24 protein-coding genes and 1 pseudogene are annotated in these 24,923 nt (G+C 69.6%); 22 read left to right on the top strand and 3 right to left on the bottom strand.

What is annotated here, in order from left to right; translation table 11 throughout:
* Window positions 1-29 precede the first annotated feature (29 nt).
* Window positions 30-1,040, top strand: a complete 1,011-nt coding sequence (locus ACYCO6_RS04670; protein WP_459769758.1) for an alcohol dehydrogenase catalytic domain-containing protein — start codon at window positions 30-32, stop codon at window positions 1,038-1,040.
* A gap of 386 nt (window positions 1,041-1,426) precedes the next feature.
* Window positions 1,427-2,014: an NAD(P)H-dependent oxidoreductase gene (locus tag ACYCO6_RS04665; protein ID WP_459769756.1), complete on the top strand. Its 588-nt coding sequence runs from the start codon at window positions 1,427-1,429 to the stop codon at window positions 2,012-2,014.
* Between the two features lie 79 nt (window positions 2,015-2,093).
* Here the strand turns inward: ACYCO6_RS04665 and ACYCO6_RS04660 are convergent.
* A pseudogene (locus ACYCO6_RS04660) lies at window positions 2,094-2,312 on the bottom strand (homospermidine synthase); the annotation flags it as partial.
* A gap of 517 nt (window positions 2,313-2,829) precedes the next feature.
* Here ACYCO6_RS04660 and ACYCO6_RS04655 point away from each other — a divergent pair.
* The 11 genes from ACYCO6_RS04655 (at window position 2,830) to ACYCO6_RS04605 (ending at window position 13,186) form a co-directional block, all read left to right on the top strand.
* Entirely contained in the window at window positions 2,830-3,600 is a 771-nt protein-coding gene (locus ACYCO6_RS04655) for an ABC transporter ATP-binding protein (RefSeq protein ID WP_459767013.1), read from the top strand.
* Window positions 3,593-4,537, top strand: a complete 945-nt coding sequence (locus ACYCO6_RS04650; protein ID WP_459767016.1) for an ABC transporter permease — start codon at window positions 3,593-3,595, stop codon at window positions 4,535-4,537. Before ACYCO6_RS04655 ends, ACYCO6_RS04650 begins: the two co-directional genes overlap by 8 nt.
* A 268-nt stretch (window positions 4,538-4,805) precedes the next feature.
* Window positions 4,806-5,831, top strand: a complete 1,026-nt coding sequence (locus ACYCO6_RS04645; RefSeq protein WP_459769754.1) for an ABC transporter substrate-binding protein — start codon at window positions 4,806-4,808, stop codon at window positions 5,829-5,831.
* Window positions 5,828-6,583: a succinate dehydrogenase/fumarate reductase iron-sulfur subunit gene (locus ACYCO6_RS04640; RefSeq protein WP_459769752.1), complete on the top strand. Its 756-nt coding sequence runs from the start codon at window positions 5,828-5,830 to the stop codon at window positions 6,581-6,583. Before ACYCO6_RS04645 ends, ACYCO6_RS04640 begins: the two co-directional genes overlap by 4 nt.
* Window positions 6,580-6,909: a succinate dehydrogenase gene (locus tag ACYCO6_RS04635; RefSeq protein ID WP_459769750.1), complete on the top strand. Its 330-nt coding sequence runs from the start codon at window positions 6,580-6,582 to the stop codon at window positions 6,907-6,909. Before ACYCO6_RS04640 ends, ACYCO6_RS04635 begins: the two co-directional genes overlap by 4 nt.
* A gap of 17 nt (window positions 6,910-6,926) precedes the next feature.
* Window positions 6,927-7,268: a succinate dehydrogenase, cytochrome b556 subunit gene (locus ACYCO6_RS04630; RefSeq protein WP_459769748.1), complete on the top strand. Its 342-nt coding sequence runs from the start codon at window positions 6,927-6,929 to the stop codon at window positions 7,266-7,268.
* Between the two features lie 29 nt (window positions 7,269-7,297).
* Complete coding sequence (locus ACYCO6_RS04625; RefSeq protein ID WP_459769746.1) at window positions 7,298-8,170, top strand: fumarate hydratase; 873 nt, start codon at window positions 7,298-7,300, stop codon at window positions 8,168-8,170.
* A 10-nt stretch (window positions 8,171-8,180) separates the two neighbouring features.
* Window positions 8,181-8,792, top strand: coding sequence for a fumarate hydratase C-terminal domain-containing protein (locus ACYCO6_RS04620; RefSeq protein WP_459769744.1), 612 nt, complete (start codon window positions 8,181-8,183; stop codon window positions 8,790-8,792).
* Window positions 8,789-10,513 carry an L-aspartate oxidase gene (locus ACYCO6_RS04615; RefSeq protein ID WP_459769742.1) on the top strand — a complete coding sequence of 575 codons (1,725 nt, stop codon included), beginning with the start codon at window positions 8,789-8,791 and terminating at the stop codon, window positions 10,511-10,513. Before ACYCO6_RS04620 ends, ACYCO6_RS04615 begins: the two co-directional genes overlap by 4 nt.
* A gap of 13 nt (window positions 10,514-10,526) precedes the next feature.
* The gene (locus tag ACYCO6_RS04610; RefSeq protein ID WP_459769740.1) at window positions 10,527-12,152 is read left to right on the top strand and encodes a thiamine pyrophosphate-binding protein; all 1,626 of its coding nucleotides are present in this window, start codon (window positions 10,527-10,529) and stop codon (window positions 12,150-12,152) included.
* Between the two features lie 29 nt (window positions 12,153-12,181).
* Window positions 12,182-13,186: an ABC transporter substrate-binding protein gene (locus ACYCO6_RS04605; RefSeq protein WP_459769738.1), complete on the top strand. Its 1,005-nt coding sequence runs from the start codon at window positions 12,182-12,184 to the stop codon at window positions 13,184-13,186.
* 162 nt (window positions 13,187-13,348) lie between these two features.
* Here the strand turns inward: ACYCO6_RS04605 and ACYCO6_RS04600 are convergent, their stop codons facing one another.
* A complete protein-coding gene (locus tag ACYCO6_RS04600; RefSeq protein WP_459769735.1) occupies window positions 13,349-14,095 on the bottom strand; it encodes a sulfite exporter TauE/SafE family protein in 747 nt (248 codons plus the stop codon).
* A gap of 404 nt (window positions 14,096-14,499) precedes the next feature.
* On the opposite strand from ACYCO6_RS04600, the gene ACYCO6_RS04595 reads away from it, so the two are divergent.
* The 9 genes from ACYCO6_RS04595 to ACYCO6_RS04555 all read left to right on the top strand — a co-directional run bounded on the left by ACYCO6_RS04595 (window position 14,500) and on the right by ACYCO6_RS04555 (window position 23,250).
* Window positions 14,500-14,817 (top strand): UxaA family hydrolase, encoded by a 318-nt coding sequence (locus ACYCO6_RS04595; RefSeq protein ID WP_459769733.1) that lies wholly within the window; start codon window positions 14,500-14,502, stop codon window positions 14,815-14,817.
* A gap of 7 nt (window positions 14,818-14,824) precedes the next feature.
* Entirely contained in the window at window positions 14,825-16,105 is a 1,281-nt protein-coding gene (locus tag ACYCO6_RS04590) for a UxaA family hydrolase (RefSeq protein ID WP_459769730.1), read from the top strand.
* A gap of 130 nt (window positions 16,106-16,235) precedes the next feature.
* Entirely contained in the window at window positions 16,236-17,597 is a 1,362-nt protein-coding gene (locus ACYCO6_RS04585) for a cation:dicarboxylate symporter family transporter (RefSeq protein ID WP_459769727.1), read from the top strand.
* Between the two features lie 15 nt (window positions 17,598-17,612).
* The gene (locus ACYCO6_RS04580) at window positions 17,613-18,554 is read left to right on the top strand and encodes an NAD(P)-dependent oxidoreductase (RefSeq protein WP_459769726.1); all 942 of its coding nucleotides are present in this window, start codon (window positions 17,613-17,615) and stop codon (window positions 18,552-18,554) included.
* 4 nt (window positions 18,555-18,558) lie between these two features.
* Window positions 18,559-19,548: an Ldh family oxidoreductase gene (locus ACYCO6_RS04575; protein WP_459769724.1), complete on the top strand. Its 990-nt coding sequence runs from the start codon at window positions 18,559-18,561 to the stop codon at window positions 19,546-19,548.
* Between the two features lie 75 nt (window positions 19,549-19,623).
* The gene (locus ACYCO6_RS04570) at window positions 19,624-20,433 is read left to right on the top strand and encodes a GntR family transcriptional regulator (protein ID WP_459769722.1); all 810 of its coding nucleotides are present in this window, start codon (window positions 19,624-19,626) and stop codon (window positions 20,431-20,433) included.
* Between the two features lie 90 nt (window positions 20,434-20,523).
* Window positions 20,524-21,729 (top strand): SorA family sulfite dehydrogenase catalytic subunit, encoded by a 1,206-nt coding sequence (gene sorA, locus ACYCO6_RS04565; RefSeq protein WP_459769720.1) that lies wholly within the window; start codon window positions 20,524-20,526, stop codon window positions 21,727-21,729.
* A gap of 11 nt (window positions 21,730-21,740) precedes the next feature.
* Window positions 21,741-22,088 (top strand): SorB family sulfite dehydrogenase c-type cytochrome subunit, encoded by a 348-nt coding sequence (sorB, locus tag ACYCO6_RS04560; RefSeq protein WP_459769718.1) that lies wholly within the window; start codon window positions 21,741-21,743, stop codon window positions 22,086-22,088.
* 22 nt (window positions 22,089-22,110) lie between these two features.
* Window positions 22,111-23,250: a YeiH family protein gene (locus ACYCO6_RS04555; RefSeq protein ID WP_459769716.1), complete on the top strand. Its 1,140-nt coding sequence runs from the start codon at window positions 22,111-22,113 to the stop codon at window positions 23,248-23,250.
* 926 nt (window positions 23,251-24,176) lie between these two features.
* On the opposite strand, the gene ACYCO6_RS04550 is transcribed toward ACYCO6_RS04555, so the two are convergent.
* Window positions 24,177-24,398 (bottom strand): hypothetical protein, encoded by a 222-nt coding sequence (locus tag ACYCO6_RS04550; RefSeq protein WP_459769714.1) that lies wholly within the window; start codon window positions 24,396-24,398, stop codon window positions 24,177-24,179.
* Window positions 24,399-24,923: the final 525 nt, after the last annotated feature.

Genomic DNA, 24,923 nt, shown 5'->3' with positions numbered 1-24,923 from the left:
GAGCTCGCGCGCATCTTGAGGAACCTGCAATGAAAGCGCTCGTGTATAATGGCCCGCACGCGCTCGCCCTGCAGGAAGTGCCGATCCCTGTGCCCGAGGCCGGCGAGGTGCTGGTGCGTGTCGAGGCGGTGGGCATCTGTGGCTCGGACATGCATGCTTACCACGGCCACGACGCGCGCCGCCCGGCCCCCCTCATCCTCGGACACGAGGCGTCCGGCCGGATCGCAGACGGGCCACGAGCTGGCGAACGCGTGACCATCAACCCGCTGGTCACGTGCGGACGCTGCCCGGCCTGCGAGGCCGGACGCTCGCATCTCTGCCCGAACCGTCAGATCCTCTCGATGCCGCCGCGTCAGGGCGCCTTCGCCGAATTTGTCCGGGTCCCCGAGCGTAACCTCGTGCCGATCCCGGATACGCTCTCGGCCACCGGCGCCGCCCTCGCCGAACCGCTCGCCGTCGCCTACCACGCCGTCAATCAGGGGGCACGACTGCTAGCCCGTCCTCTCGCGGGTGTGCGTTGCGCGGTCCTCGGCGGCGGCGCGATCGGATTCGGGGCGGCACTGGTCCTCGCCATGCAGGGAGCAGCCGAGATCGTCCTCGTCGAGCCGAATGCCGAGCGGCGCGCGACCGCCGCACGCAGCATCCCGACCGTCCGGTGCCATGCGCCCGGCGATGCCGGAGGTCCGCATCCCGACAGCACCGACCTGATCCTCGACGCCGTCGGCAGTCGCGCGACGCGGGCGGAAGCGAGCCGGCTCGCCCGGCCGGGGGCGGTCATCGTGCATATCGGGCTCCTGCCCGGAGAGGAGGGGCTCGACATCCGCAAGATCACGCTGCAGGAGATCGTGGTGTCGGGCAGCTATTGCTACACGATGCAGGAGTTCCGCGACGTGGTCGACGCCCTCGTCGGTGGCCGGCTCGGCCCTCTCGACTGGGTCGAGGAGCGGTCATTGGCAGCGGGAGCAAGCGCCTTCGCCGATATTGACGGCAACCATGTTGCTGCGCCGAAGCTCATTCTCGTGCCGGAGCGGATGCTCTGATCGCCGCAAGTCGCAGTCATCCGAGGCAATAAGCGCGGCAGCGCTAATGAAAGCCGAAGCAAGCAGATATTGAAAGCGGTTTCGATTATACTTGAATCCCGCAGTTTTCTGCTGTTTCGTCAATCAATCTGTAGAATGCGCATTCGACATTTCCGGCATTGGCGGCGAGCTCGAGCGGGCTTGGTCGGGCTCGATCGCCAGAGGCCGCTTTCGCGCGGGCTGCACCTCGAAAGCGAGACACCGCTCTCGGCGACACATGGCCCCTCGATCCACGGTCGGATGTCTGCACTGGGCGGCGACTAACCGGCTGGCTCGGTCCAACTGCTCGGTCGTACTGCCGCGCAGGCATCAGAACCGAAGCCCGATCTGCGGGTTGAACGCATCCTATGCGCGTCCTGCTGATCTACTGCCATCCCCTCGCGGAGAGTTTTGCCGCTGCGTTGCGCGACGCGGCCATTCAGGGACTGCGCTCCGCTGGGCACGAGGTCGAGGTGCGCGACCTCTATGCGGAAGGGTTCAACCCGGTCCTCAGCGCACATGAGCGACGCAACTACTACGAACAGGAAACCGCTACCGGGGCGACAGCCCACCACGTCGCCGCCCTCCGCGACGCGGACGCTCTCGTTTTTGTCTATCCGACGTGGTGGTTCGGTATGCCGGCCATGCTGAAGGGCTGGATCGACCGGATCTGGCTGCCCGGTATCGCGTTCAAGCTCAATGGCCCGGGTGTGCTGCAGCCTCTGCTCACGAACATCGGCCGCATCACGGTGGTCACCACCTATGGCTCGCCACGCTGGCTGCTCTGGTTGGTCGGCTGGCCGGATTGGCGCCTGTTCCGACGTGGCATCCGAACCTTGTGCGCGCCGCGCTGCCGCCTGGACTGGTTGGTTCTGACCAACATGGACGCCTGTACGGCGGATGCGCGGCAGCGCTTCCTTGCCAGAGTGCGTCGGCGCCTGGCCTCGCACCGCTGAAGCGAGGTCGTCGTCGGCAAGGACCGCGCTTTCATGCTTTCAGTCGTTCGCGACGGTAAGGGCCTCCTCGATGCCGTCCGTCTTGGTAGGGCGCGATCCGGCGGGTCTTCTCGATGGAGAGCTGCGAGCCGTACCGGTAGGCGCTCTTCGTGCGGCCGTAGACCGGCACGCCGAGCTCGTCGATGCCGTCGACGATCTCGGTCTCGTCGAGGATGTGGTGCTGCGCCTGCACCGTGCCGGTCTTGCCGAACATCTCGTGGAGCGAGAGCACCGCGTCGTCAGCCGGGTGGTGGCAGTGATCGGCCGCAGACGAATGTTGAAGACTGATCGCGACCGGAGCTGATCGCGACCGGAGACGGACACTCTGAATTTCAAATCCGAAGTGAGAAGGCGGACGTCTGTGGTCAGCCGCGACGCTCGCGTGGCTTGTGCCCACCACATCCAGGTACGAGCCGGCTCCGACTCGGGAGGGGCTCGATCGCGCGCAAGGTGTGCCTCCGTTGCCAGCAGTCTTGTAAATGATATATGATGCCCTTGGATCCGTCGCGGCTTGCGAGAAGGCGCTTGGGCATCAGAGCGCATTCTGCCGAGATCTGCGCTTTTCGATGGAAGGGCGTGCTGTGAAATCGAGATTGGGCGCTGCTTCCGGTTTTCCCGACTTGGTTGGGCCGTACGTCGCAGAACTTGAACGCGGAGCAGCCGTCCAGGCCGGTGGAGTGGCAGCCAGAACGACGCTCCGGATTGCTGCGACATAGACCAAAGCACGACACGATCGTGAACGGCCGCGGCCTGATCCGCGGCGCCAGGGAGGATGGATGGACACGGGTCAGCCTCTGCTGGAGGTGGACGGCGTCACGCTTCGCTACAAGACGCCCGAGCACCTCGTCACGGCCACCTATCGGGTGAGCTTCCGGGTCTGGCCCGGGGACCGGTTCGTCCTGCTCGGCCCGTCGGGCTGCGGGAAGTCGACCCTGCTCAAGGCGGTGGGCGGCTACATGGCCGCCACCGAGGGCGAGATCCGGCTGAAAGGCCGGCCGGTCACCGAGCCCGGCCCCGACCGGATGATGGTGTTCCAGGAATTCGACCAGCTTTTGCCGTGGAAGACCGTCCGGCAGAACGTGGTCTTCGCCCTGGAAGCCTCGGGCCGGCTCAGGGGCCGGGAGGCGCTGGACCGGGCCAACCTGTACATCGACAAGGTCAACCTGACGAAGTTCGCCGACAGCTACCCGCACACCCTGTCGGGCGGGATGAAGCAGCGCGTGGCCATCGCCCGCGGCATGGCGATGGAGCCCGACATCCTGCTGATGGACGAGCCCTTCGCGGCGCTCGACGCGCTCACGCGCCGGCGCATGCAGGACGAGCTGCTGGCGCTGTGGGAGGGCACGCGCTTCACCGTGCTGTTTGTCACCCACTCGATCCCCGAGGCGATCAAGGTCGGCTCGCGCATCCTGCTGCTCTCGCCCCATCCCGGCGAGGTCAAGGCCGAACTCAACAGCGCCGAGACGCCCGAGGCGGCGCTGCGGCTGGAGAGCCGCATCCAGCAGATGCTGTTCTCGGAAGAGATCCAGGAGGCCGAGAATGTCTAGCGCCCAGGCCCTGACCGGTACGCCTCTGACCGGCACCCCGCCCCTGACCGGCCTCGCCCCGCCGCGCCCGGCCGCCGCGGCAGCGGCGCGCCCCGAGATCGTGCGCGACACGGGTCAGGCCCACGCCGCCCCGGTGGTTGAGAAGCCGCTCTCGGTCGCCGAGCGGCTCTACAACCAGGCCTGGCTGCGCAAGGCCGTGATCCTGCTCGTGCTGGCGGCGGTCTGGGAGGCCTACGGGCGCTACCTCGACAACGACCTGCTGTTCCCGACCTTCTCGGCCACCGTGACGGCGTTCGTGCACGGCCTGGCGGACGGCACGCTGCCGGCGCGCGCCTGGTCCTCGCTGAAGGTGCTGCTGATGGGCTACGCCGCCGGCGTGGCGCTGGCAGCCCTGCTCACCGGCATCGCGATCGCGTCGCGGATCGGCACCGACTTCCTCGAGACGCTGACCTCGATGTTCAACCCGCTGCCGGCGATCGCGCTGCTGCCGCTGGCGCTGATCTGGTTCGGCCTGGGCAACGGCAGCCTGATCTTCGTGCTGGTGCACTCGGTGACCTGGGCGATCGCGCTCAACACCCATTCGGGCTTCCTGTCGGTGAGCCGGACGCTGAAGATGGTCGGGCGCAATTACGGGCTGTCCGGGCCCGGGCTGATCGGCCGGATCCTGATCCCGGCGGCGTTTCCCGCGATCCTGACGGGCCTGAAGGTCGGCTGGGCGTTTGCGTGGCGCACCCTGATCGCGGCCGAGCTGGTCTTCGGCGTCTCCTCGGGCTCGGGCGGGCTGGGCTGGTTCATCTTCGAGAACAAGAACATGCTCGACATCCCGAACGTGTTCGCCGGCCTGCTCACCGTCATCCTGATCGGCCTCGTCGTCGAGAACCTGATCTTCCAGACCATCGAACGCCGCACCATCCGGCGCTGGGGCATGCAAACCTGACCCTCCCATCGGCAGGGGGATCGATTGGGGTGGATTCTCCCGCCATCTGCCTGAGTCCTGACCGTTGCGGCACGCATCCCGGGTCATCCCGATGCCGACCGTTCCGAGCAACGCGGCGGCGCCGCGTCCGCCGCTGCCCCGCCCGCGGGGAGTAAGTCATATATATGACATATGAGTGTTGACAGACTTTCGCCGGGGCGTATCCTTCGATTCGACGCTGACGCACTCGCGAGAGGCAAGATCGGCGCGGAAAAAGGGGAGGAACGCCATGACGGCACGGGGCATCATCCGGCTGGTCGGGACGGTCGCGGCCCTGTGGGGGGCTCTCGGCGCGGCGCACGCCGAGGTCTCGACCGTGCGGCTCGCCAAGCAGTTCGGGATCTCCTACCTGCCGCTGACCGTGATGGAGGAGGAGGGCCTGCTGGAGAAGCAGGCCAAGCAGCGCGGTCTCGACGTCAAGGCCGAGTGGCTGCGCTTCACCGGCGGCTCGGGGATGAACGAGGCCCTGCTTTCCGGAAACCTCGATCTCGCCTCCGGCGGCGTCGGCCCGTTCCTGACAATTTGGGGCCGGACGCAGGGCAACATCAAGGTCAAGGGCGTGGCGGCGCTGAACGCGATGCCGCTCTGGCTGGTGACCACCAACCCCGCAGTCAAGTCGATCAAGGATTTCGGGCCGCAGGACAAGATCGCCCTGCCGACCGCCAAGACCTCGATACAGGCGATCACGCTGCAGATGGCCGCCGAGAAGGCATTCGGGCCCGGCCAGCAGGCCAAGCTCGATCCGCTCACCGTCTCGATGGGGCACCCGGATGCGCAGACCGCCATGATGGGCGGCCGCTCGGAGATCACGGCGCATTTCGGCTCCCCGCCCTTTCAGGAGATGGAGCTGAAGGACCCGCGGGCCCACAAGGTGCTCGACAGCTACGACGTGATGGGCGGTCCCCATACCTTCAACCTCGTCTGGGCCTCGTCGCGCTTCGTCACGGCTAATCCCAAGGTTACCGCGTCCTTCCTGGCAGCCCTGGAGGAGAGCCTCAAGCTGATCCGGGACGATCCGGCGCGGGCCGCGGCGCTCTGGATCAAGGCGGAAGGCGCGAAGATCTCGCCTGAGGAGGCGGAAGCCCTCATCCGCGCGCCGCAGAACGCCTGGACCACCAAGCCCGAACGTATGCTCGACTATCTCAGCTATATGAACCGCGCCGGGCTGGTCTCCGCCACGGCCTCAAGCGACAGCGAACTGTTCTTCCCCGCGCCCCCGGCGGCCGGTGACGCCCCGAAGGAGGTCGCCCGGTGACAGCCCCCGTGGATCACACCGTTGTCGGACATGGCGCGACCGAGGCGCTGCAGGTGCGCATCCGACGAGGCGAGACCCTCGCGGATTTCGTGGTGCCGCGCCGCGCCAACCAGACGGTGCTCGATGTCGTCACCGAGATCCAGCGCGATCAGGATCCAACGCTCGCCTACCGCTTCGCCTGCCGGGTCGGCATGTGTGGCTCCTGCGGCATGACCGTGAACGGGCGCCCGCGCTGGACCTGCCGCACCCGGGTGGCCGCCGTCGCGCCGGACGGAGTGCTGACCCTGGAGCCCCTGCGCAATCTGCCGGTGGTGAAGGATCTCGCCGTCGACATGGAGCCCTTCTTCGAGAAATGGCGCGACGCCCACGGCTATTTCGAGCCCGGCGAGAATCCGCCCGAGGATTTCGCGGTCGTGCGGCCGGACTCTGCCGAGCGCCGGGAGGTTGATGCGGGCATCGAGTGCATCAATTGCGGCGTCTGCTACGCCGCCTGCGATGTCGTGACCTGGAACCCCGACTATCTCGGGCCGGCAGCCCTCAACCGGGCCTGGACGCTCATCAACGACGTGCGCGACCAAGACCGGGACGGCCGCCTCGCGGCGGTGGCGGGCGATGCCGGCTGCCATTCCTGCCACAGCCACATGAGCTGCACCGAGCACTGTCCGAAGGCGCTGAGCCCGACCTTCGCCATCGCCGGGCTGAAGCGCGAAACTGGCAAGGCGGCGCTCCGCCGGCTGTGGAGACGCGGATGAGCCCCCTCCTGTACCTCGCCCAGCGCGGCACCGCCGCGATCCTGGCGGTCGCCGTCGCGGTCCATCTCGCCACGATCCTCTACGCGGTGCGCGGCGGTCTCACGGCAGGCGAGATCCTCGGCCGAACGCAGGGCAATCTCGGCTTTCTGCTCTTCTACGCGGTCTTCGTCCTGGCCGCCGCAATCCACGCACCGATCGGCCTGCGCAGCGTCCTGCGCGAGTGGACCGGCTGGCGCGGCCGCTCCCTCGATGTCGCGATGCTCGTCTTCTCGGCCCTGCTGGCCGGGCTTGGTCTGCGCGCAGCATTCGCGGTCTATTGGGCATGAGCACGCTGGGACTCAGCATGACCCGCGATCTCCGCCGCCGGCCGGGTTTCGCCGCCGCCCTGATCCATCGCCTCTCGGGCATCGCCCTGGCGCTGTTCCTGCCGATGCACTTCATCGCGCTCGGCACTGCGCTCCAGGGCGCCGACCGGCTCGAGAGCTTCCTCGGCCTCACCCATAACGGCTTCGTCCGCACCGCCGAGTGGGGTCTCGTCTGCGCGCTCGCCGTCCACATGGCGCTCGGGCTGCGGGTGCTCGCCATCGAGTGGCTGCGCTACCGCGAGCGCACCGCCATCGTCGTCTCCGGCTGCCTCGCGACCTCCTTCGCGGTCGGCCTCCTGTTCCTCCTCAGCGGGGCCTAAGCCCTGCCTCTCGCCAGCGGAGACCCGCCATGGATCTCGACATCCGCGAATTCGAGGAGGTCTGCCGCGACCTCTATGTCCGCGCCCTGAAGATCCTGCCGCCCGACATCAAGGCGGGCTTCGCCGAGCTGCAGCGGTCCGAGACCAGCGCCACCGGGCGCGCCATCCTCGACACGATGGTGGAGAACGTCGCGGTTGCCGAGCGCACGAAGAACATTCTCTGCCAGGATACGGGCATCCCGATCTACAACGTCGTCATCGGCCGCGACGTCGGCTTCGACGGCGCAGCGCTGAAGGAGGCGATCCGGCGCGGCTGCGAGCGGGCGACGAAGGAATTCTCCCTGCGCTCCTCCGTGGTCCACCCGGTCACCCGCAAGAACGAGCAGACCTCCTGCGGCATCCGCGTGCCGATCATCCACGTCGATTTCGACGCCCGGCCCGAGACGGTCACGGTCGAGATGATCCCGAAGGGCTCGGGCTCGGAGAATGGCTCCTTCCTGCAGATGCTGCTGCCCTCGGATGGGATCGGGGCGGCCAAGCGCTTCGTCATCGATCGGGTGATCGAGCTCGGCGGCCGAGTCTGCCCACCGACCATCGTGGGCGTCGGGCTCGGGGGCACCTCGGACCTCTGCATGCACCTCGCCAAGGTGGCGGCGACCCGGCCGCTGCGCTCCGTCTGCGCCGATCCGGAGGGCGCCCGGATCGAGGCGGAGCTGTCGCGGGCGGTCAACGAGCTCGGCATCGGCCCGCAGGGGCTCGGCGGGCGATCCACGAGCTTCGCCGTCCACGTGGAGCTCGCCGCGACCCACATCACTCAGAACCCGGTCGCCGTGAACATCCAGTGCCACTCGGCCCGCCGCGCCCGCGCGACGATCACGCCGGGCGGCATCGCCTTCGATTGAGGAGCACCCCGTGGCCCACCACGTCCTCGACATGCCGGCCGGCGAGGCCGAGATCCGCGCCCTGCGGATCGGCGACACCGTCACCCTGCGACGCTGGCTGTTCGGCATCCGCGACGCGACCCTGATCCACATGTTCGACCGGGATCGCCGCACCCGGCTCGACCTCAACGGCCACGCGGTGATCCACACCGCGCCGAACGTCCACCGCGTCCCGGTCTCGAACGAGGCGCCGGTCGGCTACGCGCCGTTCTGCATCGGCACCACCACGTCAATGCGCATGGAGCGCTTCACCGACGACCTCATGGACCGCGAGGGCGTGCGCCTGATCGTCGGCAAGGGCGGCATGGGACCGGCGACCCTCGACGCCTTCGCGCGGCGCGGCGGCGCCTACCTGGCGATCGTCGGCGGCGCGGCGGCGCTGGAGACCACCTGGATCGAGCGGATCGTAGACGTCGATCTCGACGACCTCCACCCGGAGAGCCTGTGGCAGTTCGCGATCCGCGATTTCGGGCCGCTGCTGGTCGGCATGGATTCGCACGGCGGCTCACTCTTCGCCGACGTGCAGCGCGACGTGGCCGCCCGGCGCGACGCGGTGCTGGCCTCCCTGGAGGACGCCCGATGAGTCCCGAACAGATCGAGACCGACATCCTGATCCTCGGCTCCGGTGGGGCGGGCCTGTTCGCCGCGCTCCACGCCAAGAAGACCGCGCCCGAGCTCGACGTCACGGTCGCCGTGAAGGGGCTGCTCGGCAAATGCGGCTGCACCCGCATGGTCCAGGGCGGCTACAACGTGGCGCTGGCGCCGGGCGACTCGGTCGAGCGGCACTTCATGGACACGATCGAGGGCGGCAAGTGGCTGAACGACCAGGCGCTCGCCTGGACGCTCGTCACCGAGGCGCAGGTGCGGATCCGCGAGCTGGAGACCGAGCTCGGCTGCTTCTTCGACCGCAACCCGGACGGCAGTGTCCACCAGAAGGCGTTTGCCGGCCAGACCTTCGACCGGACGGTGCACAAGGGCGACCTCACCGGCATCGAGATCATCAACCGCCTGTCCGAGCAGGTCTGGCGCCGGGACGTGCGCCGCCTGGAGGACCACCGCGCCCTGGAGCTGATCCCGGCCCGGGACGGGTCGGGACTGGCCGGCGTGCTGATGCTCGACATGCGCACCGGCGAGCCGAAGCTGGTGCGGGCCAAGGCCGTGTTGCTCGCCACCGGCGGCGGCCCGACCATGTACAAATACCACACGCCCTCGGGCGACAAGTCCTGCGACGGGCTCGCCATGGCTCTGCGCGCCGGGCTCCCCTTGCGCGACATGGAGATGGTGCAGTTCCACCCGACAGGGCTGCTCGCCGGCGCGGGCACCCGCATGACCGGGACGGTGCTGGAGGAGGGCTTGCGCGGGGCGGGCGGCTGGCTCCTCGATTCCACCGGCCAGCGCTTCATGGAGGCCTACGATCCGCGCGGCGAGCGCGCGACCCGGGACGTCGTCAGCCGCTCGATCATGCGGCGCATCCGCGAGGGCTTCGCCACGCCGAGCGGGGGCGTCCATATCCAGATGAGCCATCTCGGGCCCGAGGACGTGCGCCGCCGGTTCAAAGGCATGGTCGAGCGCTGCGCCGATTGCGGTTTCGACCTCGCGGGCGGCCTCGTGGAGGTCATCCCCACCGCCCACTACATGATGGGTGGCGTCCAATTTGCGGTCGACTGCACCACCGCGCTGCCGCGCCTCTACGCGGCAGGCGAGGATACGGGCGGCGTTCACGGAGCGAATCGGCTGGGCGGGAACGGGGTGGCGAATTCGACGGTGTTCGGCGGTCTCGCCGGCCAGTCCATGGCCCGGGCCGTGCAGCGCGAGGCATCCCTCGCCGAGCCTGACGCGGCCGCCGTCGAGGCGGGCCTCGCCCGCGCCTACGGCCCCCTCGGCCGACCCACCACCGCGCTGCCGGAGATCCGCGAGGCGCTCTACGAGACGATGTGGGCCGATGTCGGCATCCTACGGGACGAGACTGGCCTGACCAGGGCGCTCGCCACCCTCGACGGGCTCTCCGACGCGGTCGCCCGGGCCGGCGCCCCGGACGGCGACCGCCGCTACGCGCTGACCTGGATGGACCGGCTGAACCTCGAGAACCTCGTGCTGGTCTCGCAGGCCATCGCCCGGGCGGCACTCGCCCGCACCGACAGCCGCGGCGCCCATTTCCGCGAGGATTTCCCGGACGCCTCGGATCTCGCGACCTCGCACTACACCGTGGTGCGCCAGCGCGGCGGGACGCTCGACCTCGCGATGGAGCCGGTCCACTTCACCCATGTCCGGCCGGGGGGCTCTCTCCTCGACGCCGCCGCCTGACGGAGACCGGCCGATGCAGACCCTGCGCGGCGCCGACATTGTCGCCCGGACCCTGGAGGCGCTCGGCGTCACCCGGATCTTCACCCTGTCGGGCAACCACATCATGCCGGTCTTCGACGCGCTGCTCGAGACCAGGATCGCCATCGTACACGCCCGCCACGAAGCCGCCTGCGTCCACATGGCCGATGCCTGGGGCCGGCTGACCGGGCAGGTCGGCGTCGCGCTGGTCACGGGCGGGCAGGGGCACACCAACGGCGCGGCGGCGCTCACCACCGCGCTGGCGGCGGAATCGCCGGTGCTGCTGCTCTCCGGCCATGCCGGTCTTTCCGAGCTCGGGCGCGGCGCCTTCCAGGAACTGGCCCAGGCCGACATCGCCCGCCCGATGACCAAGGCCGCCTGGACCGCCGGCTCGATCGCGGCCCTCGGCCCCGACCTTGCCCGGGCCTTCCGGATCGCCCGGGAGGGCCGGCCCGGCCCGGTCCATATCAGCCTGCCAGTTGACCTACTGGAGCGGGCAGTCCCCGCCGCCACCGTGCGGATTCTCGGCCCGGACAGCGCCGTACCCCACCCGGCCGCGCCCGCACCGGACCTGATCGCCGACCTGCTCGCCTGCCTCGAAGACGCGGAGCGCCCGCTCGTCGCCTGCGGCCCGGCCCTGTGCGACGCCTCCGGCCGGGCCGCGATGGCGGCGCTCGAGGAGACCCTCGGCCTGCCGGTCGTCGGTATGGAGAGCCCGCGCGGGATCAACGATCCGGCGCTGGGCGCCTTCGCGGAGATCCTGGCCCGGACCGACCTCCTCGTCCTCCTCGGCAAGCCTCTGGACTTCACACTGCGCTTCGGCGCCGCGCCCGTCCTCGCGCCCGACGCCCGCTTCGCGGTGATCGACCCGGACCCGGAGCTGCTGGCCCGGGCACCGGCGGAGCGCCTCGCCGTCTCGGGCCTGGCCGATCCGCGGTCGGTGCTGGAGGCGCTGACGGCTCGCGGGACCGCCCTCCCCCGCCGCGACGCCTGGCACCGGGAGGCACGGGCGGCCCTCGCCCACCGCCCCCCCGACTGGGCGGAGCTGCGCGGGCGCGAAGGACGCCTGCACCCAGTGGAGCTGTGCCAGGCAGTCGCCGCCTTCCTGGCCGACCACCCGGACGGCACCCTGATCTGCGACGGCGGCGAGATCGGGCAATGGCCGCAGGCCCTGGTCGGCGCCGGGCGCCGGCTGATCAACGGCGTCTCGGGCACGATCGGCGCATCGATCCCCTTCGCAATCGCGGCGGCGCTGGAGCGCCCTGGCGCCCCCGTGGTCGCGATCCTGGGCGACGGAACCTTCGGCTTCCACATGGCCGAGTTCGACACGGCCGTGCGCTACGGTGTCCCGTTCATCGCGGTGGTCGGCAACGATTCGCGTTGGAATGCCGAGCACCAGATCCAACTGCGCAGCTACGGCCCCGAGCGGACGCGCCACTGCGACCTGCTTCCGACGCGCTACGACGCGGTGGTCCAGGCGCTCGGCGGCTTCGGTGCGCTGGTGACCGAGGCCGCCGCTCTCCCGGCAGCGCTGGAGGCGGCCCGGGCCAGCGGCCTGCCCGCCTGCATCAACGTGATGATCGAGAGCGTGCCGGCGCCGGCGATCCGCCGGCCCGGCTGAGAAGTCCACACGCTTCGGGGGGAATGGTCATGCGCAGACGCGACGTTCTGGCAGGTGCCGCAGCAGTCCTGGCGAGCCCTGTCCCGCTGCGGGCCGAGGAGGTCGGCGCGGTGGCGATCGCTCGCCAGCCGAGCCTCGGCCACCTGCCGCTGATGCTGATGGAGGAACAGGGCCTGCTGCAGAAGGCTGCGGCCGCCCGCGGCGTGGCGGGTCTCCAGGCCCGCTACCTTACCCTAGCGGGCGGGGCCGCGATGAACGACGCCCTGCTCTCCGGGCAGATCCAGTTCGCGGCCGGCGGCGTGCCGCCCCTCGTGCTGCTCTGGTCGAAGACAGAGGGCACCGCGATGGCCGTGAAGGGCGTGGCGGCGATGAACAGCATGCCGCTCCTGATGAACACCAACAACCCGAAGGTGCGCACGCTCGCGGACTTCACCGACCAGGATAAGATCGCCCTGCCCGCCGTGAAGGTCTCGGTCCAGGCGATGTTCCTTCAGATGGCGGCCGAGAAGGAGCTCGGGGCGGCCCGCCGCAACGACCTCGACCGGCTCACCGTCACCCTGTCTCATCCCGACGGGATGGCGGCGCTCCTCGGGGGCAGCGCGGTGACGGCGCATTTCACCGCCGCGCCAATCCAGGAGCTGGAGCTGCGCCGGTCCGGCATCCGCACTGTGCTGAACAGCTTCGACGTGCTGGGCGAGCCCTCGACCTTCAACGTCGTCTGGGCCTCCGCGGCCTTCGCGAACGCGAACCCCCGGGTCTTCGAGGCGTTCGGCGCCGCCCTGGATGAGGCGCTCGCCGCGATCGCGGCCGACAGGGCGGAGGCCGCGCGCGCCTATGTGCGGCTCGCCCGCGACACGAGCGATGTCGGCCTCATCACCGAGATCCTGAACGATCCGCAGGTGTCCTTCACCGCGACGCCTCGGGCGGTCGGCAAGGTCGCGGATTTCATGGCCCGCACCGGCGCGATCCGCCACCGGCCGGAGAGCTGGAAGGACCTGTTTTTCGCGGGCGTCCACGCCAAGGCGGGGAGCTGACGCGCTGAAACCGGAATCCCACCTCTGCCCTCATCATGAGGCGCCGGAGCGCAGCAGAGGCCTCGAAGGAGGGCTCATCGAGGCCCGCTGGCGCGGGCACCTCACGATGAGGTCGAGATCGGGGCTTGCGACGGAAAGTGCCACCTGACCGGCCGGCTGCGCTCAGCCCTGCAGCAGGCCGGGCAGCGCCAGCGCCGTGGTGGTCAGGCCGATCGCAGCGAGCAGCGCGAGGACGAGGGCGCGGAAGCGGCGCTGGTCAATCCGGGTGAACAGCGCGAGCCCGCCGAGCACGGTCACCAGCACAACCGGCAGCGCCAGGGCAAGATCGCCGAGGAGCTCGGGCGGAAGCGGATCGAGATAGGCGAGGATCGACAGAGCCCAGACCTGCATCACCAGGGTGAACAACTGATAGACCGCCCGCTGGGTACGCGGATCCCAGCCGCGCACGAGGCTCCAGGCCGTCGGCAGCGCGCCGCTCAGCCCCGCGATCCCGCCCAGCACGCCGCCCAGGAACCCGATCACGCCGTCGCTCCAGGGATTGCCGAAGCCCACCCGGTAATCCGCGCGCAGCAGGGCAACGACGCCGCTGTACAGGATCAGGAACGTGCCGATCGCGACCTTGACGAATCTCGGATCGAGGTCGTGCAGCAGGTGGATGCCGATCGGCGCCCCGATGAGACCCGGTAGGATCATCGCGAAGGCGGTGCCGCGCGGTGGCCAGGTCCGCAGGCGCAGGATCGAGATCCCCTGCGAGAGGATGCTGCAGACGAGCACGAGGGCGGTCGCCTCGACGGGCGTGCGGATCGAGAGCAGCGTGCCGGAGGCGATCAGCGCGAAGGCGAACCCCGTAAGGCCCGAGATCAGGCCGGCGCAGCCGACGCAGAGGAGGAGGACGAACGTCTCGTTCACCGCGGGCACTCGGCCCGGCCGGCGGTTCTCATCGGCATCTTGCGTCCCCCGTTTGCGCCTGCACAATCCCGCAGGCCGCCCTTTGTATGTATCTTATATAAGACTCGGCTCAGTGCAAGGCGGCGACCGCCGCGCCAGGATGCTCGCCGAAGCCCGGCGACCCCGGTGTTGCTGGACGGCCGACCGCGTCCGCCCCAAGGAGAGGTCGGATGCGCGGACCGGTGCCGCACCTCGCATTCTTCCCGGCGCTGCTGCCCTCGTCGGGTCGGCTCGAGCAAGTCTTCAACCGCGCAGCACCGAAAACAGCCCCAATGGCCAATCAGGCATTGACGCCCGGTAAGTTATAGGTCTTATATAAGACCAGTCGCCGCCAAGAAGCCGACGACAGCCATCAGGAGGACCGCATGAGCAGCCACGCCGCGTCCGGCGAGAGGCGCCGCAAGCCGCATCTTCTCGCCCATTCCCCCCAGGACAACGTCGCCGTCGCGGTGATCGAGGGCCTGAGCGCCAACACGGACGCTTTCGGGGTGATCACCGAGAACGACACCACCTTCTCGGTGCATGTCCGCCACGACATCCCGATCGGCCATAAGGTCGCGCTCACCGATCTGAAGGCGGGCGACACGGCCATCAAGTACGGCCAGGACATCGGCAAGGTTATCAAGGACGTCGCCAAGGGCGAGCATGTCCACGTCCACAACGTCAAGACGAAGCGCTGGTGAGGTGACGATGTTCAAGGAAGCCGCTCAGCTCGAACACGAGATCGCCACGCCCTTCGTCGGCGGCGCGCCCGATCAATTCGCCACGAAGGCGCTCTCGACCGACCGCGCCTCGAAAGATTACAAGTCCGCCACCTTCATGGGCTGGCGCCGGGAGAACGGCCGGGTCGGCGTGCGCAACCACGTCGTGCTCCTGCCCCTCGACGATCTCTCCAATGCCGCCTGCGAGTCGGTCGCCAACAACGTGAAGGGCACGATGGCGCTGCCCCACGCCTACGGCCGGCTCCAGTTCGGCGAGGATCTGGACCTTCATTTCCGGACCCTCATCGGAATCGGCTCGAATCCGAATGTCGCGGCCGTCGTGGTGATCGGCATCGAAGACCAGTGGACCAATCGCGTGGTCGAGGGCATCGCCAAGACCGGCAAGCCCGTCATCGGCTTCGGCATCGAGGGCCACGGCGACATCGCCACCGTCGCGAAGGCGAGCTACCAAGCCAAGCGCTTCGTGCAGTGGGCCACCGAGCTCCAGCGCGAGGAATGCCCGATCGCCGAACTCTGGGTCTCGACGAAGTGCGGCGAGTCCGACACGACCACCGGCCTCGCCTCTTGCCCTACCGTCGGCAACATGTACGACAAGCTGATCCCGCACGGGATCTACGGCGTCTTCGGCGAGACTTCGGAGATTACTGGCGCCGAGCACCTCTGTCGCGAGCGGGCGGCCAGCCCCGAAATCGCCGACAAGTGGTACACTATGTGGAAGGCCTACCAGGACGACGTGATCGAGGCCCACAAGACCGACGATCTCTCGGACTCGCAGCCGACCAAGGGCAACATCGCGGGCGGCCTCACGACGATCGAGGAGAAGGCGCTCGGCAACCTCGAGAAGATCGGCCACGAGTGCCGGTTCATCGACGCGCTACAGCCCGCGGAGGCGCCCGCCAAAGGGCCCGGCCTCTACTTCATGGACACGTCCTCGGCGGCGGCCGAGTGCGTCACCCTGATGGCGGCGGCCGGCTACGTGGTCCACACCTTCCCGACCGGCCAGGGCAACGTGATCGGCAACCCGATCGTCCCGGTGATCAAGATCAGCGGCAACCCCCGGACCGTGCGCACCATGGGTGAGCATATCGACGTCGACGTGTCGGGCGTGCTCAGCCGCGAGATGACCATCCCGCAGGCTGGCGACGCGCTGATCGACATGGTGGTGCGCACCGCCAACGGCCGGCTCACGGCGGCCGAGTCCCTCGGCCACCGGGAATTCGTGATGACGAAGCTCTACCGCAGCGCCTGAGGCGCTTGTCCGGCGCCCGCGGATCGGTTTCCGCGGGCGCCGCCCCGACGCCACGGGGTCCGGACCACGAGGGGAGCACGACCGCGGGATACATCGCGGCGGCCTCCGTCCCGTCACAGTGGAGGAACGTATGAGGTTGCTGCGGTCGATCTACGGCCAGGTTCTGCTCGGCATCGCGCTCGGTGTCGCCGTCGGCGTGGTTGCCCCCGAATTCGCCGTCGGCTGCAAAGTCCTCGGCGATATGTTCATCAACCTGATCAAGATGATCGTGGCCCCCGTCATCTTCTGCACGGTCGTGGTCGGCATCGCGCATGTCGGCGACATGAAGACCGTCGGGCGGATGGGCTTGAAGACCATCGTGTATTTCGAGATCGCCACGACGGTTGCGCTCGGGGCGGGCCTTCTGTTCGTCAACCTGCTGCGGCCGGGCGACGGGGTGAATGCCACCGTCGACAGCCTCGACGCGAAGCTCGTGGCCGGCATCGCCGGCAAGGCGCACGCGCAGGGCCCGATGGAGATCATCGCCAACATCATCCCGCACAGCGCGGTCGACGCCTTCGCCAAGGGCGACCTGATCCAGGTGATGTTCTTCTCGGTGCTCGTCGGCATGGGTCTGGCGATGCTGGGCAAGAAGGGCGAGTTCCCGCTGAAGGTGGTCCATGCCTTCGGGGACGTGCTGATGAAGGTCGTCGGCCTGATCATGCACTTCGCGCCGTTCGGCGCCTTCGGGGCGATGGCCTTCACCATCGGCAAGTTCGGGCTCGGCATCCTGGCCCAGTACGGGCTTCTGATCGTCTCGCTCTACCTGACCTTCTTCGTGTTCATAGCGGTCTTCCTCGGTGGGGTGATGCGCTTCTACGTCGGCCTGAGCCTGTGGAAGCTGTTCCGCTACGCCCGCGAGGAGCTGTTCATCCTGCTGGGCACGACGAGCACGGAATCGGTCCTGCCGCGGATCATGGCCAAGCTGAACGGGCTCGGCGTCGACAAGAGCGTCACCGGCTTGGTGATGCCGGCCGGACTCTCCTTTAACATGGACGGTTCGTGCATCTACCTGACCATGGCGATCGGCTTCATCGCCCAGGCCCTTAATGTGCCGCTGACCTGGGAGCAGGAACTCGGCATCCTGGCCATCGCGCTCGTCACCTCGAAGGGCGTCGCGGGCGTGGCCGGCGCCATCCTGTTCGTGCTGGCCGCGACGCTGCAGGCCTCACAGCTCCTCCCGGTGGCGGGCATCGCCCTGATCATCGGCGTGGACCGCATCCTGAACGAGCTGCGCTGCGTCACGAACGCGATCGGCAACATGGTGGCGACCCTCGTGATCGCCCGCTGGGAGGGCAAGATCGATCTCGCCCATGCCCGCGCGGTGCTCGACGGCCGCATCACGCCGAACCTGGACACCCTGGACGACGAGGAGACCGCGGGCGAGATCCCGGCCCGCGAGCCCGCTGCGGCACTCCACCGTCCCCTGCCGGCCGCCGTGCCGGCGACCTGAAGAAGGACCTCCACCATGCCCAAGGTCGTCATCAGCGAGTTCATGGACGAGGCGGCGATCGCGGCCGAACTCGCCGGCTTCGACACGCTGTACGATCCCGGCCTCGTGGACCGGCCCGAGGCGCTGGCCGCCGCCGTGGCGGAGGCCGACGCCCTGATCGTGCGCAACCGGACTCAGGTGCGCGGCGGCCTGCTCGCCGCCGCCCGGGACCTCAAGGTGGTCGGACGCCTGGGCGTCGGCCTCGACAACATCGACGTCGCGGCCTGCGCCGCGCGCGGCATCGCGGTCTATCCGGCCACGGGCGCCAATGACTCTGCGGTCGCCGAGTATGTCGTGGCCACCGCGATGCTGCTGCTGCGCGGCGCCTACGGGGCGACCGCCAGCGTCGCCGCCGGCACGTGGCCGCGCAACGCGCTGATGGGCCGCGAGATCGGCGGCAAGCGCCTCGGCCTCGTGGGCTTCGGCGCGATCGCCCGCGAGACCGCCCGCCGGGCGGCCGCCCTCGGGATGACGATCGCCGCCCACGACCCCTTCGTGGCGCCCGCGGATCCCGCCTGGAACCCGCCCGAGGGCCCGGTCCGGAACCGAGACCTCGACGCGCTGATCGCCGAGAGCGACGTGCTCTCCCTGCACGTGCCGCTCACCGATCAGACCCGCGGCCTGATCGACGCGGCCGCCCTCGCCCGGATGCCCCGCGGGGCGATCCTGATCAACGCGGCCCGGGGCGGTGTCGTGGACGAGGCGGCGGTCGCGGCCGCCCTGCGCGCGGGCCATCTCGGCGGCGCGGCGCTCGACGTCTTCGACCGCGAGCCCCTCGACGCGGAAGCCGGCGCCCGGTTCGCGGACGCGCCGAACCTGATCCTGACGCCGCACATCGCCGGGGTGACCCAGGAATCGAACGTGCGCGTCTCGGCCGTCACGGCGCGGGCCGTGCGCCGTCACCTTACGGAGCGCTGATCCGATGCCGAACCTCACCCTCTCGGAAGCCGAAACCCTCGCCGAGGAAGCCCTCATCCGCTGCGGCACGGCTGAGACCGCCGCGCGCAGCGTCGCCCGCGCCCTGGTCGGGGCCGAGGCGGACGGCCTGAAGGGCCACGGCCTCTCGCGGGTGGCGCCCTACGGAGCGCAGGTGCGCGCCGGCAAGGTCCTGGGCGACGCGGTCCCGCGGGCGGAGCGCCCGCGGCCGGGCCTGCTCGCGATCGACGCCGCTCACGGCTTCGCCTACCCGGCGATCGATCTCGCCCTGGAGGCGCTGCCCGGGCTCACCCGCCAGCAGGGCGTGGCGGCGGCCGGCATCCGCCGCTCGCACCATTGCGGCGCGGCGGGACGGCCGGTCGAGGCCCTGGCCGAGCAGGGCTGCGTCGCGCTGCTCTTCGCCAACACGCCCGCCGCCATGGCGCCCTGGGGTGGTCACCGCGCGGTGTTCGGCACCAACCCGCTGGCCTTCGCCTGCCCGCTGCCGGGCCGGGCGCCGATCGTGGTCGACCTCGCCCTCTCGAAGGTGGCCCGCGCCAACATCGTCGGGGCCGCCAAGCGCGGCGAGTCGATCCCCGAGGGCTGGGCCCTCGACGCCGAGGGGCGCCCGACCACGGATGCCAAGGCCGCCCTCGACGGCACGATGGTGCCGCTGGGCGACGCCAAGGGCACGGCCCTCGCCCTGATGGTCGAGCTGCTCGCCGCCGGGCTCGTCGGCGCGCGCTTCGCCGGGGAGGCCTCCTCCTTCCTCGATGCCGCGGGCGACCCGCCGGGGACCGGGCAGCTGATCCTGGCCCTCGACGCCGCCGCGCTCAGCCCGGACGCGCCGGAGCGCTTCGCGGCCCTCGCCGCGGCGATCGAGTCGCAGGACGGCGCCCGGCTCCCGGGCAGCCGCCGGCTGGCACTCCGCCACCGGGCCGCCGAGGCCGGCCTCGCCCTGCCGGACGCCCTCGTCGCCGAGATCCGGGCGCTGTGACGCGGATCGCCTGTGCGGAGAAGAAACCTGTGATTGCCCCGGTCGGCCGGGCGACGTAAGCGAGAGGAGGGAGAGGTGCTGGACACATCCTTCGACGCTCTACCCACGGCTGGGACTCAGCGTCGTCAGACAATGGAACGGTCAGGGGACGGGCAGGCAGGTTCGGGACGCGTCGTCGGCGTCGGCTTCCGACCGCTCTATCGGCAGGTCTACGACACGCTGCTGAAGCGCCTCGCCGACGCGGTCTGGCAGCCCGGCCAGATGCTGCCGAGCGAGGGGCAGCTCGCCGTCGAGCTCGGGGTCAGCCAGGGGACGGTGCGCAAGGCGCTTGACGCGCTCACCGCCGACAGTCTGCTGGTGCGCCGCCAGGGCCGCGGCACCTTCGTGGCCGACCACGACGACAAGCAGAGCGTCTTCCGCTTCCTGAAGCTGCGTCCGGACAATGACGGGGTCGGCATGCCGACCAGTCAGGTGACGGCGATCGCGGAGGCCACCGCCAGCGCCGACGAGCGCGGGCGCCTCGACCTCGTGCGCGCCGCCCGGGTGGTGCGGATCGAGCGCGTGCGCGCCGTCGACGCGAAGCTGTGCGTGGCCGAGACGATCAGCGTGCCCGCCAGCCTGTTCCCCGGCATCGCCGGGATCGAGCTGCCCAACACCCTCTACAGCCTCTACGCCACCCGCTTCGGCATCACGATCGCCACCGCCAACGAGCGCCTGAAGGCCGTGGCGATCGGGACCCGCGAGGCGGAGCTGCTCCAGGTGCCTGTCGGGACCCCGGCCCTCGAGATCGACCGCGTCGCCATCGATCTGGAGGAGCGGCCGGTCGAGTGGCGCCTCTCGACCTGCCTGACGCAGGACATCCACTACCTCTCGGTCCTGCGCTGACCGGGACCTTCTCCGGCGAGACGCCAGCCCGGCGGGGCTGCGGCGCGCCGCAACGGAATTCGGCTGCGACAGCCAGGATGGGAGTGCTCGATGACCGATCGCGGAAAACGGGACTTCATGCGGTTGACCGCGCTCGGCGCCCTGGCCGCGCTCGGGGGCGTGCCGCGCGCCCGGGCGGGCGACGCCGCGACGCTTCCGTTTGGGAACGGCGAGCGGCCGCTGGTGGCCTATCCGGGCAAGCGGCCGCTGCTGCAGATGACCGCCCGCCCGCCGCAGCTGGAGACGCCGTTCTCGGTCTTCGACGAAGGCGCCCTCACCCCCAACGACGCCTTCTTCGTCCGCTACCACCTCGCCGACATCCCCACCCAGATCGACCCCGACACCTTCCGCCTCGCCGTCCAGGGCCAGGTCGAGCGCCCGCTCTCCCTGGCGCTCGCCGACCTCAAGGCCCTGCCCCAGACCGAGATCGTCGCCGTCAACCAGTGCTCGGGCAATTCCCGCGGCTTCTTCGAGCCGCGCATCGCCGGCGGCCAGCTCGCCAACGGCGCCATGGGCTGCGCCCGCTTCACCGGCGTGCCGCTCAAAAGCGTGCTCGACCGGGCCGGCGTGAAGGCCGGCGCCGTCCAGGTCGCCTTCGAGGGCCTCGACGGGCCGGTCCTGCCCGAGACCCCCGACTTCGCCAAGGCGCTGGCCCTCGACCACGCCCGCGACGGCCAGGTGATGCTCGCCCTGACCATGAACGGCGAGCCCCTGCCCTGGCTCAACGGCTTCCCGCTGCGCCTCGTCGTGCCCGGCTACTACGGCACCTACTGGGTCAAGCACCTCAACAGCATCACCGTCCTCGATCACCCCTTCGAGGGCTTCTGGATGAAGAGCGCCTACCGCATCCCCGACAACGCCTGCGCCTGCACCGAGCCCGGCAAGGCGCCCGACAAGACCGTGCCGATCGGCCGCTTCAACGTCCGCTCGTTCATCACCAACCTCGCCGACGGCGCGCAGGTGAAGGCCGGGCGCCTGCCCGTGCGCGGCATCGCCTTCGACGGCGGCTCGGGCATCAAGGCGGTGGAGGTCTCGGCCGATGACGGCCAGAGCTGGAGCCCGGCCCGGCTCGGCCAGGATCTCGGCCGGTTCGCCTTCCGGCCCTGGAGCGCGGAGCTCGAGCTGGCGCCGGGCGCGCACGCCCTGCGGGTGCGCGCCACCGGCAACGACGGCGGCACCCAGCCGATGGAGCCGCGCTGGAACCCGGCCGGGTACATGCGCAACGTCGTCGAGACCACCCGCGTGCAGGCGGCCTGAGGGAGATGGCCATGCTCAGGTCCACCGGACGGTCCGCCGCCCTCGCGCTCGTGGCCGCCGCCGCGCTCGTGGCCGCCCTGGCCGGGCCGGCCGCGCGGGCCGCGCCCGACACCTACGCGCTGCCCGAGCCGACGGCGCAGTTCAAGCCGCCGCCGGAGGCCGCCCAGGCGGCCGGCTTCCAGGCCGCGCAGGAGAACTGCCTGACCTGCCACTCGGCCGACTACGTCGCCATGCAGCCGCCGAAGAAGGGCCCGGCGTTCTGGGAGGCGGAGGTGACCAAGATGATCAAGGTCTACCGCGCGCCGATCGCGGCCGAGCAGGCCAAGGCCATCGCCGCCTATCTCGGCGCCACCTACTGAGCGCCCGACAGGAGGCCGCGCCATGAGCGCCAGGACCGCCGCCACGGCGACGACCGCCATGAGTGCCACGACGGCGACAAGCACGCCGCCGGCCCGGTCGGGGGCCGCCGGCCGGGGCCGGGCCGCCGCCTGGGCGGGGACGGCCGGCTCGCTGCTGCCGGGCCTGCTGCTCTGCGCGGCCCTCACCGCCGTGGCGCAGGCGCTGCAGGCGGGCGAGGAGCACCTGACTGGCCACCCTTACGTCGAGGCGCTGGTGCTCGCCATCCTGCTCGGCACGGCCCTGCGCACCGTGTGGGTGCCGGGCGCGCGCTTCAAGGCCGGGATCGCCTTCTCGGCCAAGCAGGTGCTGGAGGTGGCGGTCACGCTGCTCGGCGCCTCCGTGAGCCTGGGCGCCATCGTCGCCTCCGGCCCGGCGCTGCTGGCCGGCATCGTCGGGGCGGTGGCGCTCACGATCCTGGCGAGCTGCGCGATCTGCCGCGGCCTCGGGCTGCCGGTGCGCATGGCGCTGCTGATCGCCTGCGGCAACGCCATCTGCGGCAACTCGGCGATCGCCGCGGTGGCGCCGGTGATCGGGGCCGACGGCCGGGACGTGGCGGCGGCGATCGCGTTCACGGCCGTGCTGGGCGTGCTGATGGTGCTGGGCCTGCCCTTGTTCGTGCCGCTGGCCGGCTTCAGCGAGCACCAGTACGGGGTTCTGGCGGGGCTGACCGTCTACGCGGTGCCGCAGGTGCTGGCCGCGACCGTTCCGGTGAGCGCGCTGGCCACGCAGGTCGGCACGCTGGTCAAGCTGGTGCGGGTGCTGATGCTCGGGCCGGTGGTGCTGGCGCTGTCGCTGATCGCCCCGCGCCTGCCGGCAGCGGGAGCGACCGGCCAGGCGGCCCCGGGCCGGCTCGGGTTCTTCAAGCTGGTGCCGTGGTTCATCCTGGGCTTTCTGGCTCTGGCCACCCTGCGCTCACTCGGGCTGATCCCGGACGCCGGGATCGCGCCGGTCTCCCGGCTTGCCGGCTTCCTCACGATCGTGTCGATGGCCGCGCTGGGCCTCGGCGTGGACGTGCGCGTGCTGGCCCGGGTCGGCGGCCGGGTGACCCTGGCGGTCACCGCCTCCCTCCTCGTGCTCCTCGCCATCGCCGTCCTCCTCATCCGAGGCCTCGGAATCGGCTGAGCCCGCCGGTTGCCAGATGCTGCGGGGATCTCTCCCCCGCTGTCGTTCACGATGCCTCTGCTCGAGAAGGGACTTTGAGTCCCTCCTCGTGATGTTCGCTTCCAGTCTGCCGCCGCTTCGGCGCATGAACCGTCGCTGGGTTGCCGCGCGAAAGCCGACATTCAGCTTTGCGCCCTCTGCCGCTATTCGGCCGAAGCCGGCAGCATCTCGAAAGCGGAGGCTACTACGGAATCGATTTCGGGTCCGGACCGCATCAGTAGCAGGGCAGGCATCTGCGCCGCACGGACAGGTCCAGAAGCGGCGCTGTCCTGAAGTCTAGGCTTATGGACGAGAACAGCGCCCGCACCCCAAAGATCTGTCGCCAGCTTGATCGCTGTGCAGATCAATTTCGGCTACGAAGGCGAAGCGACCGGGCGCCAGCCGAGCCCAAGCGAGATCCATTGGGGACACGAACAGCGCCGTCCATACAGTGGCCTGCAAGGCACCTTGTCGGTCGGGAGAGCTAGCGAGGCGACCGAGTCCGTGGCTCCCGGAAGCGCCTGTTCGAGGCCGAGGAGATCCGACACTGCCGCGTCGAGCACCGCCCGGGCCTCGGGTCAGCAGCGCGTCCGCGGACCGGCCAGCCTCCACCTGCTGAAGAACGTGCTCGCCGGAAGGGACGCTCTCTCGAAAAGAGCGGCTGCCTGATTGAACAGGACCCCCAATTCTATTCGGAGTTCGGTCCCGGCACCGGTATGCCCCCCCGAAAAGCCTCGCCCCCCGGTAATGACCAAGAGGAGCGGAACGTGAGAGGCTCACGGAAGACGTCAACGATGGTCGAATCAATCTATTTCACGCCCCGATTGCCATTCTCTGAGAATTCGTCAACGGCGTTCCTGACCTTAATGCTGCGAGACGATACTACGACAAGGCGCTGAACTGCCGCGTCAGCGCCAGACATCGCCTAGACGCCGCGACCAGAGGACGTGTCCATTGGCGTCGGTCACGTAGATCACGTTCGCGTCCAGGCCGATCATGTCGACGTGTGTGCCTCTGGCGACCTCGATCGCCTCGGCCGCACTCGTGGCCGTGATCGTCTCCTCGCGCACTGGTGCATCGAGGACTCCGCCCGAGCGGCGCAGAGCTACACAGAAGCGAAAGTCCAGCATCGTACAGCCCACAGTACAGAGTGCTTATGCCCGCAGTAGTCAATTTGCCCGAATTCACGACGAGCACGCGCGGAACTAGTGAAGTTTGAGAACGTAACGATAAATAAATAGCTCAATCGAACCTGACGTATTTGACATTCGGAGGTCGCGATAGCGTTCGGTTGGCTTGCACGCGATCAGCGGTCACCTGTGGTATCGGGTGCGGACGGGCGTCTGCCAAGCGGCTGAAGACGGCGAGAATGTCCAGGAACGAGAAGAGGAGGAGGACGACACCGAGGATACCGGTGACACGTTCCGCGTGCCGTTCCAGCCTTTGGATCAGGACTCCGCCAGCTGTGAATATGGTTGCCAGAGCAAGCGGCACGATGAGAGATAAGGGCATCAGCCCTGTCCTCCGGTTCTCCTGTTTTCGTTTCTGGGAAACCGCGGCGGCTGCCGAAGCGCTGCGTTCATCAGACGTCAAGCAGTACGATCACGGACTACTTGTGCAGCGCTCTGCTTCGCATCTCACCCAGGCCGGTATCT

The organism is Methylobacterium sp. CM6257 (assembly GCF_054611515.1).
This window is presented reverse-complemented; position numbering and strand designations above follow the sequence as displayed.